At 63.2% G+C, this 15,890-nt stretch carries 13 protein-coding genes; 4 read left to right on the top strand and 9 right to left on the bottom strand.

All coding sequences use genetic code 11. The annotated features are described in order from the left end of the window. Positions 1 to 263 precede the first annotated feature (263 nt). Both GV068_RS18595 and GV068_RS18590 read right to left on the bottom strand, forming a co-directional pair. Positions 264 to 1,265, bottom strand: a complete 1,002-nt coding sequence (locus GV068_RS18595; RefSeq protein ID WP_159701169.1) for a gamma-glutamyl-gamma-aminobutyrate hydrolase family protein — start codon at positions 1,263 to 1,265, stop codon at positions 264 to 266. A gap of 143 nt (positions 1,266 to 1,408) precedes the next feature. Next, positions 1,409 to 2,257 (bottom strand): response regulator, encoded by an 849-nt coding sequence (locus GV068_RS18590; protein WP_159701166.1) that lies wholly within the window; start codon positions 2,255 to 2,257, stop codon positions 1,409 to 1,411. A 293-nt stretch (positions 2,258 to 2,550) separates the two neighbouring features. Between GV068_RS18590 and GV068_RS18585 the strand changes: the two genes are divergently transcribed. Both GV068_RS18585 and parC read left to right on the top strand, forming a co-directional pair. Then, entirely contained in the window at positions 2,551 to 4,548 is a 1,998-nt protein-coding gene (locus tag GV068_RS18585; RefSeq protein WP_159701163.1) for a DNA topoisomerase IV subunit B, read from the top strand. 162 nt (positions 4,549 to 4,710) lie between these two features. Next, the gene (gene parC / locus GV068_RS18580; RefSeq protein ID WP_159701160.1) at positions 4,711 to 7,044 is read left to right on the top strand and encodes a DNA topoisomerase IV subunit A; all 2,334 of its coding nucleotides are present in this window, start codon (positions 4,711 to 4,713) and stop codon (positions 7,042 to 7,044) included. A 65-nt stretch (positions 7,045 to 7,109) separates the two neighbouring features. Here the strand turns inward: parC and GV068_RS18575 are convergent, their stop codons facing one another. The 4 genes from GV068_RS18575 to GV068_RS18560 all read right to left on the bottom strand — a co-directional run bounded on the left by GV068_RS18575 (position 7,110) and on the right by GV068_RS18560 (position 10,965). Beyond that, positions 7,110 to 7,598: a hypothetical protein gene (locus GV068_RS18575; RefSeq protein WP_159701157.1), complete on the bottom strand. Its 489-nt coding sequence runs from the start codon at positions 7,596 to 7,598 to the stop codon at positions 7,110 to 7,112. Between the two features lie 144 nt (positions 7,599 to 7,742). Further along, complete coding sequence (locus GV068_RS18570) at positions 7,743 to 9,158, bottom strand: IgA Peptidase M64 (protein ID WP_159701154.1); 1,416 nt, start codon at positions 9,156 to 9,158, stop codon at positions 7,743 to 7,745. Positions 9,159 to 9,360: 202 nt separating this feature from the next. Then, positions 9,361 to 9,795 (bottom strand): DUF6678 family protein, encoded by a 435-nt coding sequence (locus GV068_RS18565; RefSeq protein ID WP_159701151.1) that lies wholly within the window; start codon positions 9,793 to 9,795, stop codon positions 9,361 to 9,363. Positions 9,796 to 10,344: 549 nt separating this feature from the next. Then, positions 10,345 to 10,965: a hypothetical protein gene (locus GV068_RS18560; RefSeq protein WP_159701148.1), complete on the bottom strand. Its 621-nt coding sequence runs from the start codon at positions 10,963 to 10,965 to the stop codon at positions 10,345 to 10,347. Positions 10,966 to 11,015: 50 nt separating this feature from the next. On the opposite strand from GV068_RS18560, the gene GV068_RS18555 reads away from it, so the two are divergent. After that, positions 11,016 to 11,792 (top strand): class I SAM-dependent methyltransferase, encoded by a 777-nt coding sequence (locus tag GV068_RS18555; RefSeq protein WP_159701145.1) that lies wholly within the window; start codon positions 11,016 to 11,018, stop codon positions 11,790 to 11,792. A gap of 16 nt (positions 11,793 to 11,808) precedes the next feature. Here GV068_RS18555 and GV068_RS18550 read toward each other — a convergent pair whose 3' ends face one another. From GV068_RS18550 to GV068_RS18540, 3 genes are all read right to left on the bottom strand, one after another. Then, positions 11,809 to 13,107, bottom strand: coding sequence for a cyanophycinase (locus GV068_RS18550; RefSeq protein ID WP_159701142.1), 1,299 nt, complete (start codon positions 13,105 to 13,107; stop codon positions 11,809 to 11,811). Positions 13,108 to 13,174: 67 nt separating this feature from the next. Then, the gene (locus tag GV068_RS18545; RefSeq protein ID WP_159701139.1) at positions 13,175 to 13,612 is read right to left on the bottom strand and encodes a GNAT family N-acetyltransferase; all 438 of its coding nucleotides are present in this window, start codon (positions 13,610 to 13,612) and stop codon (positions 13,175 to 13,177) included. Between the two features lie 98 nt (positions 13,613 to 13,710). Further along, positions 13,711 to 14,307 carry a hypothetical protein gene (locus tag GV068_RS18540; protein ID WP_229464328.1) on the bottom strand — a complete coding sequence of 199 codons (597 nt, stop codon included), beginning with the start codon at positions 14,305 to 14,307 and terminating at the stop codon, positions 13,711 to 13,713. 140 nt (positions 14,308 to 14,447) lie between these two features. Between GV068_RS18540 and argH the strand changes: the two genes are divergently transcribed. After that, a complete protein-coding gene (gene argH / locus GV068_RS18535; protein ID WP_159701136.1) occupies positions 14,448 to 15,845 on the top strand; it encodes an argininosuccinate lyase in 1,398 nt (465 codons plus the stop codon). Positions 15,846 to 15,890: the final 45 nt, after the last annotated feature.

Genomic DNA, 15,890 nt, shown 5'->3' with positions numbered 1-15,890 from the left:
ATCGATCCGGTTGTACGCACACTAATGCGCCCCAGATTCTGTTATGTATCCTACCATTGAGAAAGGGAATTGGGTAAACGATTTACTGCAACGATTTAGTCAAGACTAACAGAAAAAGAATTTGAGTCAAACAATTTCTGCTGATTATGATTGGCACATAAGGACGCCCCGCGTCGCCTCAGGCAGGCGCGCATGGCGGCACAGCAGTGGCGCGTAGCGGGGAGAGCGGCAAGCGCTGTCGCCTTGGGTGGCGCGGTCGAGCTTCAGAGCCGGGTTTCGCGCGCGGCGCGCAGGAATTCGTCGAGCACCGGCGTGCAGTCGAGCAGCTCGGTGCCGCCGGCGCGGTGGAACTCGGGGTGCCACTGCAGCCCCATGACGAAGTCGGCCCGCTGGTAGCGGATCGCCTCGACGATGCCGTCCGGCTCGGAATAGGCCTCGACCTGGATATCGCGCCCCAGTTCCTTCACCGCCTGGTGGTGGATGGAATTGACGATCGGGCGCTCCAGGTGGCCGAACATCTTGCCGAGCGAGGAGCCGGCCGGGAAGCGGATCGCGTGACGGTGCGCGTCGTAGATGTCCTGCACGTGGGCCAGGGCGTCCGGCACATTGGTGACAACGTCCTGGTACAAGGTGCCGCCGAAGGCGACATTGATCAGCTGGCAGCCGCGGCACACGCCCAGCACCGGCTTGCCGGCATCGACGAATTCATGCAGCAGCTCGAGCTCGTAGACGTCGCGCGCGCGGTCGCCGCTCCATTCGGGCCGGGTCGGCACTTCGGAATAGGTTTGCGGCGCCACGTCCGCCCCGCCCTGGAGCACCAGCCCGTCGAGGTGGCGCGCGTAGTGGCGCAGGGTGATATTGCTGGGGTGCAGGAGCCCGTTGGTGTTCACGGTTGGAATCATGAACACCAGCACGTCGCGCGACATCACCCACTGGGCGATGGATTCTTCGAGGTATTGCAGGTTCTTGCTGAGCAGGCCCCTGGCGCCCGGCTCGGGATGGAAGATGCGCGCCGACACCCCGATGTGCAGGGTGCGGTTCATGAAATCGCGGTTGAAGCGCTCGCGCAGCGCGCGCCAGCGCGAGCTCAGCACCCGCCCGGCCAGCGCCAGCGGCGTGTCGCCATCGCGCTGGTACCTGGCATAGCCGCGGCTGGACTCGTCCCGAGTGGCACGGCGGTCAGGCACGCGCGCCGGCGTCTCGGGACGCTTGTCGACCGGGGGACCTGGGACTTCCTCGGTGGGTTTTCGTTCGTGTTCCGCCATGATTGCCAATATAGCTCTGCCGGGACCGCGCACGATTTGAACTTGTTACAAAAATCCTATCGTTCGCCACAACTCATCCGTACAACACCTGCGCCTTGCGGTGAACCCGTTTTTGGTTAATACTGTATGCATTCACAGTAGTTTTAATGTGGCAGTGCCAGGAGTTTCTGGAAAGTGGCCAGCAGGTGGCGGTCCGCAACCGGCTTGTCGAGCAGGCCGCGCACGCCGGCATCGCGGGCGCGCAGGCTGTCGTATTTGAAAGATTGGCCGACAAGAAAGAGCACGGCGGTGCGCCCTGCCCCTTCCTGGGATTTGATGGCGCTGCTGAGGCTATAGGGTTCGATGCCGGAAGCACAGGTATTGATCATGACCAGCGACACCGGGGTTTCGTCGCACAGGCGGACCGCGGCGCGGCTGCTGTCGGTCCACTCGACCGGTCGGGTCGGGGGCCCTACGGTATTGGCAAAGGTGTTGCTGACAACGCGCGCCACGTGATCTCGGAAAGCGCCGCCCTTGTCGATGATGAGAACTGCGCCGTCGGGCGGTCCCTGGCGCAGGCGCTGGTAATAGTCTGGCGCCTCGGTATCCGGGCTCAGCCGCGGCCTTCGTCGTCGCTCCGGCAGGCAGCGCTCGCCGCGTGCGGCCAGGGCCGCCAGCGCTTGGACCCGGCTGTCGAGCAGCTCGGCCAGGGCTTCGTAAAGGCTTGCGGGGTCGACAGGACGTGGGAGGGTACGGCGGCTGCTGGCGCCGTCGCCGCCGATCAGGAGGACAGGCTGGAGGGCGCCGGGCGGCAGGCAGGCCAGGCGCGCCAGGGTGGCGGAGTTGCCGCCGTTGGCGATATACAGGTCTGGTTCTTGCAAACTGTCGTCATGCAGGCAAAAATACGACGGCCCCGGAAGCGGGGCTTGCGCCAACAGGTTCTCCAGTTGGGCGCATTCAGCCGGCGCGAACCCGACCAGGCGGATGGTGAATGGATATCTGGGTGCGTGCATCGCTTTTCCAGCCTTTCCGTGGGAGCAGCTCGCAAAACCTGCTGCGCGTTGCACTGGCGGTCTGTGATGCTCCGCTACGGCGGACCGGCTGTACTTTCGTACAGCTGCCCTTCTCGACCACCATTGCTGCCGCTCGCGACGGTTTTTCGAGCTGCCCCTGGCATCTTCCGGGTCACATCGTTTTAATCTAGCACAATGGTGCGGACTCACAAGCACGTTTGGCATCGCAAAAACGCCAAAACTTTCCGCGCAACAAGATAGAATGCGCAAGCATTGAATTTACGAATATCAGCATGGCGACCAAGAAACCCGCATCCGACTACAGCGAATCATCCATCCGCGTCCTCAAGGGACTCGAGCCAGTGAAACAGCGTCCGGGCATGTATACCCGGACCGAAAACCCGCTGCACATCATCCAGGAAGTGATCGACAACGCCTCTGACGAGGCGCTGGGCGGACACTGCAAGAACATCGCCGTCACCCTGAACACGGACGGCTCGGTCACGGTCGAAGACGATGGCCGCGGCATCCCGGTTGGACTGCACCCGGAAGAAAACGTGCCGACGGTCGAGATCGTCTTCACGCGCCTTCACGCGGGCGGCAAGTTCGACAAGGGTTCGGGCGGCGCCTATGCCTTCTCGGGCGGCCTGCACGGCGTCGGTGTCTCGGTCACCAACGCGCTGTCGACGCGCCTGGAAATCACCGTCTGGCGCAAGGATGACGAAGGCAATGGCGTGCACGACTTGGCCTTCGAGAACGGCGACCTGGTCGAGCCCCTGAGCTCGCGCCCGGCCGAGCGCGGCGGCAAGAAGAACGGTACCCGCGTGACCGCCCGTCCCGATCCGAAGTATTTCGATTCGCCAGTGATCCCGCTGGGCGACATGCAGCGCCTGCTGCGCTCGAAGGCCGTGCTGCTGCCGGGCGTGACCGTCACGCTGACCAACGCCAAGACCGGCGACGTCCAGACCTGGCGCTACGACGAAGGCCTGCGCGGCTACCTCACCGAAGCGCTGGCCCAGACCTCGGGCGGCCAGACCGTGATCCCGCTGTTCGAAGGCGCCCAATACGCGGCCGCCGGCGACGAAGGCTTCGCCGAGGGCGAAGGCGCGGCCTGGGTGGTGGCCTGGACCGAAGAAGGCAGCGTGGTGCGTGAATCCTACGTCAACCTGATCCCGACCGTCAGCGGCGGCACCCACGAATCGGGCCTGCGCGACGGCCTGTTCGGCGCGGTGAAAGGTTTCGTCGAGATGCACTCGCTGCTGCCGAAAGGCGTCAAGCTGCTGCCGGAAGACGTGTTCGCGCGCGTCTCCTTCGTGCTGTCGGCCAAGGTGCTGGACCCGCAGTTCCAGGGCCAGACCAAGGAACGCCTGAACTCGCGCGACGCGGTCAAGCTGGTCTCGACCTTCACCAAGCCGCCGCTCGAACTGTGGCTGAACCAGCACGTCGAATACGGCAAGAAGCTGGCCGAACTGGTCATCAAGCAGGCCCAGTCGCGCCTGCGTTCGCTGCAGAAAGTCGAGAAGAAGAAGTCCTCGGGCGTGGCTGTGTTGCCGGGCAAGCTGACCGATTGCGAATCGTCGGACATCACCCGCAACGAACTGTTCCTGGTCGAGGGTGACTCGGCGGGCGGTTCGGCCAAGATGGGCCGCGACAAGGAATTCCAGGCCATCCTGCCGCTGCGCGGCAAGGTGCTGAACTCCTGGGAGACCGAGCGCGACCGCCTGTTCGCGAACAACGAGATCCACGACATCGCGGTGGCGATCGGGGTCGACCCGCACGGCGTGGACGACAACCCGGACCTGACCGGCCTGCGCTACGGAAAGATCTGCATCCTGTCGGATGCGGACGTAGACGGGTCGCACATCCAGGTGCTGCTGCTGACGCTGTTCTTCAAGCACTTCCCTGCCCTGTTCCGCAGCGGCCATATCTGCGTCGCCAGGCCGCCGCTGTACCGCGTCGACGTGCCGGCGCGCGGCAAGAAGCCGCTGCAGAAGCTGTACGCGCTGGACGACGGCGAACTGCTGGCGATCGAGGACAAGCTCAAGAAGGAAGGCCTGAAGGAAGGCGTCTGGAGCATCTCGCGCTTCAAGGGCCTGGGGGAGATGAACGCGGAACAGCTGTGGGAAACCACCATGAATCCGGATACCCGCCGCCTGCTGCCGGTGGCCTTCGGCCAATACAGCCTGCCGGAATCGGCCTCGCGCTTCAACATGCTGATGGGTAAAGGCGAAGCCGCGGCCCGTCGGGCGTGGCTGGAGGAGCATGGGAATGAAACTGAGGCGGATATTTGATGAGGTAGTGGTCTGCTTGCGAACTTGGATCCCGGCCTGCGCCGGGATGACGTTGTTTGAGTTTACCGTTAGCTCGAAGACCGTCGTTCCGGCGAAGGCCGGAACCCAATTTTCGCACCGCAGCCCCCAACGCTTCCCCGCCCCACGAACAAACACACAATCATGACGACGCAAGCAAGCCTCTTCGAACAACAACACGAGCCATCCGACGACGTCGAAACGCTCACCCTTTCCACCTTCGCCGAGCGCGCCTACCTCGACTACGCCGTTTCGGTGGTCAAGGGCCGCGCGTTGCCGGACGTGTCGGACGGCCAGAAGCCGGTCCAGCGCCGCATCCTGTACTCGATGCACGAGCTGGGCCTGGGCCACACCGCCAAGCCGCGCAAGTCCGCTACTGTGGTCGGCGACGTGCTGGGTAAGCTGCACCCGCACGGCGACCAGTCGGTCTACGACGCGCTGGTGCGCATGGCGCAGGACTTCTCGCTGCGCTACCCGCTGATCGACGGCCAGGGCAACTTCGGCTCGCGCGACGGCGACGGCGCGGCGGCGATGCGTTACACCGAAGCGCGCCTGACGCCGGTGTCGCGCCTGCTGCTCGACGAACTCGACATGGGCACGGTGGACTTCCAGCCGAATTACGACGGCTCCACGACCGAGCCGCGCCAGCTGCCGGCGCGCCTGCCGATGGTGCTGCTCAACGGCGCCTCGGGCATCGCGGTCGGCATGGCCACCGAGATCCCTTCGCACAACCTGCGCGAAGTGGCCTCCGCCGCCGTCAGCCTGATCCGCAACCCGAAGATGACCCACGCCGAGCTGATGACCATGATCACCGGTCCGGATTTCCCGGGCGGCGGCCAGATCATCACCCCGGCCTCGAACATCGCCGACATGTACGCCACCGGCCGCGGCTCGCTCAAGGTGCGCGCCCGCTGGAAGATCGAAGAACTGGCGCGCGGCCAGTGGCAGGCGGTGGTCACCGAGCTGCCGCCGGGCACCTCGGCCCAGCGCGTGCTGGAAGAGATCGAAGAGCTGACCAACCCGAAGATCAAGGCGGGCAAGAAGACCCTGCTGCCGGAGCAGCTGGCGCTCAAGCAGACCATCCTGGGCGCGCTCGACACCGTGCGCGACGAATCGGGCCGCGAGGCCGCGGTGCGCATCGTGTTCGAGCCGAAGTCGAAGAACCAGGACCAGGGCGAGTTCATGCTGATGCTGCTCGCCCACACCTCGCTCGAGACCTCGAGCCCGATGAACCTGGTGATGATCGGCGGCGACGGCCGTCCGCGCCAGAAGGGCCTGATGGAGATCCTGCAGGAGTGGATCGACTTCCGCTTCGTCACCGTGCGCCGCCGTACCGAATTCAAGCTGGGCAAGGTCAACGACCGCATCCACATCCTGGAAGGCCGCGAGACCGTCCTGCTGAACATCGACGAAGTCATCGCGATCATCCGCAATTCGGACGAGCCGAAGGCCGCGCTGATCGAGCGCTTCCGCCTGTCGGACCGCCAGGCCGAGGACATCCTCGAGATCCGCCTGCGCCAGCTGGCGCGCCTGGAAGCGATCAAGATCCAGCAGGAGCTGGCCGAGCTGCGCAGCGAAAAGGAAAAGCTCGAAGACATCCTCGAGAATCCGTCCTCGATGAAGCGCCTGATCATCCGCGAGATCGAGCAGGACGCCAAGCAGTACGGCGACGATCGCCGCACCGTGATCGAGGAAGCCGAACGCGCGGTGGCCGAGCAGAAGATCATCGACGAGCCGGTGACGGTGATCGTGTCGGAGAAAGGCTGGGTACGCGCGCGCACCGGCATCGGCCACGACCCGGCGCAGTTTACCTTCAAGGCCGGCGACTCGCTGCTGCAAGCCTTCGAATGCCGCACGATCGACTCGCTGATCGGCATCGGCAGCAACGGCAAGACCTTCTCGGTGCCGGTGGCCGCCCTGCCGGGCGCGCGCGGCGACGGCGTCCCGATCACGACCCTGGTCGACCTGTCGGGCGGCGTACGCATCCTGCACTACTTCGCGGGCAATCCGGATACGCGCCTGCTGCTGTCCACCTCGAACGGCTTCGGCTTCATCGCCAAGGCCGGCGACATGATCAGCCGCCTGAAGGGTGGCAAGTCCTTCATCACGCTGGACGACGGCGCCGTGCCGCTGGCCCCGCGCATCGTCAGCGACAACGCCGGCGCGATCGCCTGCCTGTCCGAGAAGGGCCGCGTGCTGGTGTTCGGCATCGACGAGATGAAGGTGCTGACCAATGGCGGCCGCGGCGTGATCCTGATCGAGCTCGATCCGAAGGAAAGCCTGCTGGCGGTCCAGCCGATCAACCAGAAGGGCCTGAACGTCATCGGCACCTGGGCCGGCTCGAAGCCGCGCACGGTGGAGCTGTTCGCATCCGGCCTGGAGCCGCACTTCGGCAAGCGCGCGCGCAAGGGCAAGCCGCTGTCGGCCAAGCTCAAGGCGCAGGACCTGGCGATGCGTTCGACCGACTCCGGCGCGTAACGACCGCCGACTCCATGAAAAACGCCGGCTCGCGAGCCGGCGTTTTTCGTTTCAGCGGATGCCGCTTAGTGTTTGGCGGCAGCCTTGTGCACGTCCGCAGTCGCTTCAGCGCGCACTTTTTCGGTCTTGGCCGCAGCGGTCGCCTTGTCGGCGGCTGCTTCGACCTGAGTCTTGATCAGCTTCTCGTCCGCCTTGATCATTTTCTTATTGGCCTTGAGGTTCGCCTCGGCGACCTTTTCTTCCGCCTTGGCGCTTGCCTTGGCACGGTCTTCCGGGTCGGCCTTGGCGATCTTCTCAGCCGCGTCGGCGTGCTTTTCCACCGCATCGGCATGCGCCTTGGCCTTCTTCTCGTTGGCCTTGGCCGCTGCCTTGCTCACCTTTTCGTCGGCCTTGGCAGCGGTTTTCAGTTCCTTTGACTCCGCCTTGGCGATGTCTTTCTGGGCTTCGGCTTCCGCCTTCACGACTTCCTTGGTGGCAGCCGGGGTCGTGGTGGTCTGCGCGCTGGCAGCGGTAGCGAACAGGCCGGCGATGAGGGTGGCGATCAGTTTGTTCATGATGTTTCCTTTCCGGTGAGTGGTCATGGCAGCCTGTATTGCTGCCTTATGTTGTTGTCTTGCTGTGAGTCCAGAATACGGACTCTCCACCCTCCGGGTCTGTTAGCCACCCCACTTAAACCATTGACATTTTGTAAGCAAATTTTACTGTCGAGCTGATCCCGCATAGAGGTCGATGATGTCGGCAATCCCGTCCTGGCACACCGGGCAGAAGGCTTCGCTGCGGTCGAACATCAGGCACTGCATCATAGGGCGGTAGTAACCGCTCGCTTCATAGTTGGCGCCCTCGAAGGCGCCGACCTCGTGCCGGTGCGGCTTGCTCGCGAACAGCGCCTGCGTCGCCTTCAGGTCTTCGCGGAACAGCGCGCTCATCTCGGATTCCGGGCGATTGGCCGCCCGCAGCGCAGCGCGCTTCTTCTGGTAGGCGCGGGAGGCCTCTTCGTATTCCGCCTTCGGCCATGGGGTCGGCAGCGGCGTGCCGGTTTTCACGTGGCGCTTCCACTTGATATTGGCCGGGTCGCGCAGCGCGGTCACGTTCGGCTCCCACGGCTCCATGCGCGTGCTGGCCGCCGCATAAGCGACCGGCGAGGTGTAGTACTCGTCGGCCAAGCCGGCGAAGTGGTGGCCGAATTCGTGCACGAACAGGTAGTTCGCCCATTCGTTGCCGGCCGCCGCGGTGCTGAACTGGCCGAAGATGCCGCCACCGCCATAGGTCTCGTTGTTCACCAGGATTTCGATGAACTCGTAGGGCGCGTGCTGGGCGATGTCGCGCAGCGCGCGGTTGTCCAGCGTGAGCACGTAGCGCTCGCTCCCGAAGATGTCGTAGCGGGTGCCCAGGGGCGAGGCGTGATGCACGCCCGTCGAGGGGCGGCTGATGCCGGATTCGGCCGTCGGCACCGCCAGCGCCCACACGTTGAAGTCCCTGGCGCGCTCGCGGAAGGGCGAGACCGTGAACAGGTGCTGCGTCAGGCGCCGCGCATCGGCCTCGAACTTCTTCATGTCCGCGGCGGTGTAGCCGTCGCCCAGGATCAGGAGGTCGACCTTGTCGGGCGACGGGCCACTGACGTGGATCGGAATCGGCTTCGCGGGTGCGGCCGGCTGCTTCTTCACGACTTCCTGCGCGTCGGTATCGACCTCCACGCTCCAAGCCACCGAGAACTGGTTGCGCTCGTCGCGCTTGAGGATGCGCACGCGCACCGGGCGGTCCGGCTTCGGGAAACGCACCGATTCCTCGAACGAGCGGCTGATCTTGTTCGCCTCTTCCGTTGTGCGCCACTCGCCGAAGACGGTGGAGAAATCGCGCGAATACAGCAGGTCGCCGGTCTTCGCATCGACCACCTCGACCCGGTTCTGGCCGCGGTTGGTGTTGTCAAAAGGGCGCGCCGCGTTGCCCGGCCAGGGCAGCGGCTCGATCAGCACGCGCTCGAGGGCGTACTGCTCGGAGAGTGCATTGCCGCTGTGGGCGTAGTCGACACGGACGGTGGCCGGCTGCGCGGCATGGGCAAGGCCGGCGGCCAGCGCCAGCGCGACGACAAGGATTCGGGAAGCGAAGCGGATCATGGATGGTCCTCGTTACAGGAATGTCATCCATTGTAATGCCGGGCAAGGCTACTTCGGCAGGCATCAACCGCTATGTACCACACAGGTCTTCCAACGAAGCGCTCGGGCCATTGCATCCGTATGCAAACAGGGGCCTAGATTGGCAACCGGACTGTACCATCGTACGTCCGCTTCCGACTCATTGCGGACATCTGCGTAGCCGTTAAGCGGGAGGAAAGTCCTCATACGACTTGGGCAAGTACCCCCAGATCCTGAGTACATCGCCGCGCACTTCGAATTCGAAACCAATAGCCTGGACGACGTTCGAAATCTCTTCCGTATGGTCGATAACTCTAGGTTTAAGAAGCCGGCCTTCCGCCGATACGCCCTCGTACAAGCCGATATCAAACCATTCGACCGATGCGAACGGAAAAGGCAGATGGTAAAACCACTCGACATCCCATCCAGAAATATTGCCTGTGACCGACTTGGACCTATACGAAGGCCGCCATCCCGTTTGGTTACGGAAATAGCTAATTAGCTCATCCCAGCGAGTGTTGTTCGAGGCCCGTGCCAGATTTCCGGCAGATACAGCATTATCGATTCTTTTGCGTGTCGCATCATCGTGCGCAATGCCTGCGTGCGGCAATTCGTCCATTTCATCCTCTACGCTCTTCGGCGTGTGACCGTCTGCTTCTGGCCCATTGCAGACCTGTTGTAGCGTCCGCTCTCGACCCAAAGCGGAAATTCCGCAAGACTTTCGGAGTGCTAGCGAGGCGTCAGCCCTTTGGACTAACTCCAAATTTCTTCAAGCTCAGCAGCAAGTTCGTTGAATTCGCTGCCCCAGCCGCACTCAATCGAGAGTTCTTGTAGATTCGTCGTTGGCAGGAGTAAAGACCTTACGCCTCCCGCAGACAGAAAAGCCAAGATCGCATCAAGGTCTTGGACCGCCTTACTGCGGTCTCTGTACATGTACCCGTCTCCACTTGCTTCTACTCTTGCTTTCAGCTTGAGAAGGATGGTTCGCGTAGCTTCGTCAATATTCATACGACCTAGAAAAGCCTGCTATACGTGATAAGAAATTAGTCCGCTTTTGGCCGGTGGCGGCCGTTCAGCTCAAGCATAGCAGGTTGCCAAGGCCGAAAATCGCAGACACTCACGAAGGACCGGATCCGACCCGGAGCCGCCGTTCGCCAACGGCCACTGTTCAGTCTGCTTTACAAGGAAAGTTTGGATCCAACCTTTCATTCCCTTCGAAAAAGCTCATCGTCCTATAGCTCCAGTAGAAAGTCTTCTCGTTTTCCTTGAAGAGCGCATGTTCAACGAAGTTGAAGTCCTCCCCAGCATGCAGTATTGAAGTCAGAAAGGTGTTCACATGTACGCATTCTGGGTGTCTACTGGCCAACAGACGCTCGATCAAAACATTTTTCTTGTACTCCGCGGCTGTTACAAAAACCAGCAAGAATGTTCCATTAAATGCCCAAGCCAAGAATACCGGCCTGATAGGGTTGCTGTTCTTTCGCTGTGCAACTATGACGGCCGCAACCAGCGAAAGCGCACTACATATCATCGCCAAGACTGCCGGCGTCCAGAAAAACGGGAACATTCTCAACATCTTCGGGACAAGGAAGAACAACCAAAACGGAAGAATGAAAAACCAAAAATATGAAAAATTCAGAAGAGAAAATAGTACCCAGAAGAGGTATGAGTGGAACAAGAAAGTGCGCACTTTAATCTGCAATCCAGTTTGGTATTTGAACGTCGGCAGTTGGCCGACAGCGGACAGATGGTACGGCTCAGTGTACTCGACTGTTGCTTCTTCATTCACGGCAAGCCTGCCGGCGTATTGCAGGCAGCGCCTTATTAAGGGAACGAATTATGCTCCGTATCCGCTTGCGCAATCGCCGCACATCACACGCTTACCGTACGCCATCCATCCTAGTGGCTTGCCTGTCGGCTCTAACGCTGCTGTCATTCGGCAGTAGCGATGCGGAAGCACAGGCGGCAGCAGCCGATACGCCCTATGAACGCGTCGCACGCAGCCCGGATGGCATCGGCAAGCGCTACATGGGCCGCGAGATCGCCAGCGTGATGGGATGGGAAGGCGCCCAATGGCTCGAGCGCGAAAGCCGGGCACGTGAGGAGCAGCCGGCATTGCTTCTGCGGGAGCTGGCGTTGGTCCCAGGCATGACGGTGGCCGACATCGGCGCCGGCACCGGCTACTACACGTGGCAGCTGGCGAAACAGGTCGGGCCCGGCGGACGTGTATATGCGGTCGACGTCCAGCCGGAAATGATCAGCATGCTCGACAGCCAAATGGCTAAGCGCGGTGTGCGCAATGTGGTTTCGGTGCTCGGCAGCGAAACCGCCGTCAAACTACCCCCGGCCAGCGTCGACTTGGCAATCATGGTCGATGTCTATCACGAACTCGCTTATCCTTCGGAGGTCCTCGATAGCGTCGTCGACGCCCTGAAGCCGGGCGGGCGCGTCGTCTTCGTCGAATATCGGGCCGAGGATCCGGCAGTCGCGATCAAGCCGCTGCATAAGATGAGCGAGCGGCAGATACGACGTGAGGCTACGGCACATGGCCTGACGTGGGAGCGCAGCATCGGATCGCTGCCGATCCAGCACGCGATCATGTTCCGGAAGCCCTGAGCGATCGCTGCCGGGTCTACTTGGCGGAATCGCCCCGCCCACCGCCGCCGGCGCTCACCGTGACGTTCTCGACCTGCCGGTACTGATACAGCGGCCGCTGCACCACGATCGGCCGGATGTCGAGCCGCATGTTGTAGACCGAGTACTGCTCGGTGAACGCGGACTGGTAGCCGACGCTGTCGCTGGTACGGGTCAGCTTGAACTCGAAGCCGAGATCGGGCTGGACGCCGTTCGGGCTGTCGAGGGAGAGGCCGATGGCTTCCGGCTGGTCGCTGTCGATCAGCCGGGCCATCAGATCGACCACCGTGCTGTTGCCCAGGATGTCGGCCGAGAACAGCGGTTCGCGGTAGTAGGGCCGCGCCGGATCGACCCGGTTGTCGGCCTTGTCGGGTGCGGGCGTGAAAGTCTGGGTGAGCAGGTTGAAGCGGTCGCCGTTGTCCAGGTAGCTCAGGCGCACATTGCTGATGTTGAGGGGACCGTCGCGCGGCTCGGCCTTGGAGAGATCGACCAGCAGCGCGCCGCGGTAGCCGATGACTTCGACCTCGCGGTTGGCGCCCACCACCATGGCCGTGTTCTCGTCGATGCCGAGGCCGATCTTGTAGCCCTTCTTGAGCATGGCCGGCACCATGCGCGCGAAGCGGCCGCGCACCAGGAGGTGCTGGTCGATGAAGACGTCGTCGCCGATGAAGCCCAGGCCCGGTGCGATTTCCTTGCCGTCGTCGAGGCCGAGCTTCATGGTGGTGAGCACCGGCTTGGGATGGCCGAACATGGTGCTGCTCATGATGGCGGCGCCGGCGCTGGAGCCGGCCAGCATGCCGCCGCGCCGGTACATGTCCCACAGGGCGTCGAGCATGCGGGTATTGCTGCCGTCGGCGCGCCGCAGCGCGCGCGTGATGCGGCCCTGGTCGCCGCCGGCGAAGAAGGCGCCGCCGGCCGAACGCACCGCCGCGGCTAGCGCCGGATCCTCGGCCGCCGCCTGGTAGTCGATGCCGGACAGGCGCACCGCCACCGGCACGAAGAAGGCCTTGGCGCCGTATTGATTGAAGCGCTCGACCAGGAACTTGCCGGATTTTTCGGGACTGGCCGAGGCCGAGGCGAACACGGCGATGCGGGCGCCCTTGCCGCCTGCGAGCTGGACCATGCGCTCCCACACCGCGGCATTGTCGGCGCGCAGCGCGCCGCCGATGATCACCAGGGAACCCTTGGGTTGCGGTGCGTCAGGCGCGGCGCTTGCAAGCGAGTGGCTCGCCAGCAATGTTATGGCGAGCAATGCATTGAAGACAATGCGGGAAAGGCGAGCGATAGCGCGGAGCATACGACATCCTCTGAATTGGGACTATCGTAAGCCTGATTCCAGAAGGCCGTCGCCGTGTTGAGTCTGCTCAGGACAAATATATGTTCGGAAAGTACCGCTCCATCAGGGTCTCGGGCTGCTGGGGCGCAGTGAAACCGAAGCGTTCGTACAGGCTGTGCGCATCGCTGGTGGCGAGCGTGAAACGGCGCAGCTTCTGCAGGCTGGGGTGGCGCAGCACCACACCGATCAATTGCTTGCCGTAGCCGCGGCCGCGGTACTCCGGCACCACGAACACGTCCACCAGGTTGGCGAAGGTGGCGAAGTCGGTGATCACGCGCGCAAAGGCGATCTGACGTCCATCGAGGTAGCCGCCGAAGCACAGCGAGTTCTCGATCGCGCGTTCGACGATCGGCCGCGAAATGCCGACCGCCCAGGTGGACTGCTCGCTCAGGAAGCGGTAGATCATCGGGATGTCCAGCCGCGTCTGGTCGGTACTGACCTGGAAGCTTGAGTCGTTGGTAATCATGGAAGCAGTGAATCTGGCCTAAAAACCAATTCTAGCGCCGTTTTCTTGATGTATTACTTTCAATTGAACGGCGTCCCCCGGGCCCATCAACCGAGTGCTCAACCGTTACGCAGGTAGCGTTCCGGCAGCTGCAGCTTGGCGTCCTCGGCGCGCCAGATCAGGTTCAGCACGTACCAGCGCTGGCCGTCGTGGATCAGCTGGATGCTGTTGACGCCGCGCATGAAAGGCTTGGCGTCGTCCTTCGCGTGGCGCGCTTCGTAGGTGCTGAAGACGTGGGCGATCTGGCCGAAGACTTCCGTGGTGCGGGCCTTTTCGGTTTCGAAGAAACCCATGGTGGCGAAGGTCTTGGTGTTGCGGGCGATGTAGTCTTCCGGGGTCAGGCTGCGCAGGACGTAGCTGCCGTCCGGACGGGCGCCGACTGCGCCCATGCGCCCTTCCGGCGCGAACAGCGAACGCATGCGGTCCCAGTCGCGCGGTGCGCCGGCCGGACCCGAGATCACGTCGTACACCGCGGCGATGATGGCGTCGATCGAGGCAACATCCGCCGCGCGCGCCGCCGGCATGCTGGGCGCCGCCGGGGCGGCCGGTGCGGCGATCGCGGTGGGCGTGGCCGGTGCTGCCGGCGCCCCCTGCTGGGCCATTGCCGCTGGTGCCGTGAATGCCAATGCAAGGCCGATATGGGCCAAACGGTTCATGCGTCCCCCTGAAGTTTTTGTTGTTGGATAAGTCGCCACATGATCACGCATTTCCGGGCGCTTGTCACCCACCATGGGTGGGGCCGGGCCAGGTCGGCAGGCCTCCTTTATAATCGTGGGATACCAAAAGGGATCCCACCATGACCGATCAATTCTCCAAGAAGGCCGAAGCCTGGTCTGCGCGCTTCACCGAACCAGTCTCCGACCTCGTCAAGCGCTATACCGCCTCCGTGTTCTTCGACAAGCGCCTGGCGCCCTTCGACATCCAGGGCTCGCTCGCCCACGCCGAGATGCTGGCGGCGCAAGGCATCATCAGTGAGCAGGACCGCGCAGAGATCGAGCGCGGCATGGCCCAGATCAAGGGCGAGATCGATGCCGGCAGTTTCGAGTGGCTGCTCGACCTGGAAGACGTGCACCTGAACATCGAGAAGCGCCTGACCGAGCTGGTGGGCGACGCCGGCAAACGCCTGCATACCGGACGCTCGCGCAACGACCAGGTGGCGACCGACATCCGCTTGTATGTACGCGCGGCGATCGACGACATCGTGGGCCTGCTGGCCAGCCTGCGCGGCGCGCTGCTTGATCTGGCGGAACGCCATGCGGACACCATCATGCCGGGCTTCACCCACCTGCAGGTGGCGCAGCCGATCACCTTCGGCCACCACATGCTGGCCTACGTCGAGATGTTCGGCCGCGACGCCGAGCGCATGCAGGATGCGCGCCGCCGCGTGAACCGCCTGCCGCTCGGCGCGGCCGCCTTGGCCGGCACCACCTTCCCCATCGACCGCCTGCGCGTGGCCAAGACCCTGGGCTTCGAGGACGTCTGCCACAACTCGCTGGACGCCGTGTCCGACCGCGATTTTGCGATCGAATTCACAGCAGCAGCCTCCCTGATCATGATGCACGTCTCGCGCTTCTCGGAAGAGCTGGTCATGTGGATGAGCCCACGCATTGGCTTCATCGACATCGCCGACCGCTTCTGCACCGGCTCGTCGATCATGCCGCAGAAAAAGAATCCGGACGTGCCGGAGCTGGCGCGCGGCAAGACCGGCCGCGTGTATGGCCACCTGAACGGCCTGCTGACCCTGATGAAAGGCCAGCCGCTGGCCTACAACAAGGACAACCAGGAAGACAAGGAACCCCTGTTCGACACCATCGACACCGTCACCGACACGCTGCGCATCTTCGCCGACATGGCGGGCGGCATCACGGTGAAGGCCGAGAACATGCGCGCCGCGGCGCTGCAGGGTTATGCGACGGCAACCGACCTGGCCGATTACCTGGTCAAGAAGGGCCTGCCCTTCCGCGACGCGCACGAAGCTGTGGCGCATGCGGTGCGTGCCTGCGATATCGCTAGGTGCGATTTGTCGGAGATGTCGCTGGACAAGCTGCGCGAGTTCTCGCCGCTGATTGAGCAGGATGTGTTTGCGGTGTTGACGCTGGAAGGTTCGGTGGCGGCGCGTGATCACGTTGGTGGTACGGCGCCGAACCAGGTGCGGGCAGCGATCGCACGCGTCCGCAAGCAGCTGGAAGGGTAATGTTGTAGGGTGGGCGGGTCTCCCGCCCACGCGTTCAACTACACG

This window comes from Massilia sp. 9I (genome assembly GCF_902506415.1).
GTDB lineage: Bacteria > Pseudomonadota > Gammaproteobacteria > Burkholderiales > Burkholderiaceae_D > Telluria.
Note: the sequence above shows the minus strand (reverse complement) of the source record. Positions and strands in the feature narration are given on the sequence as shown.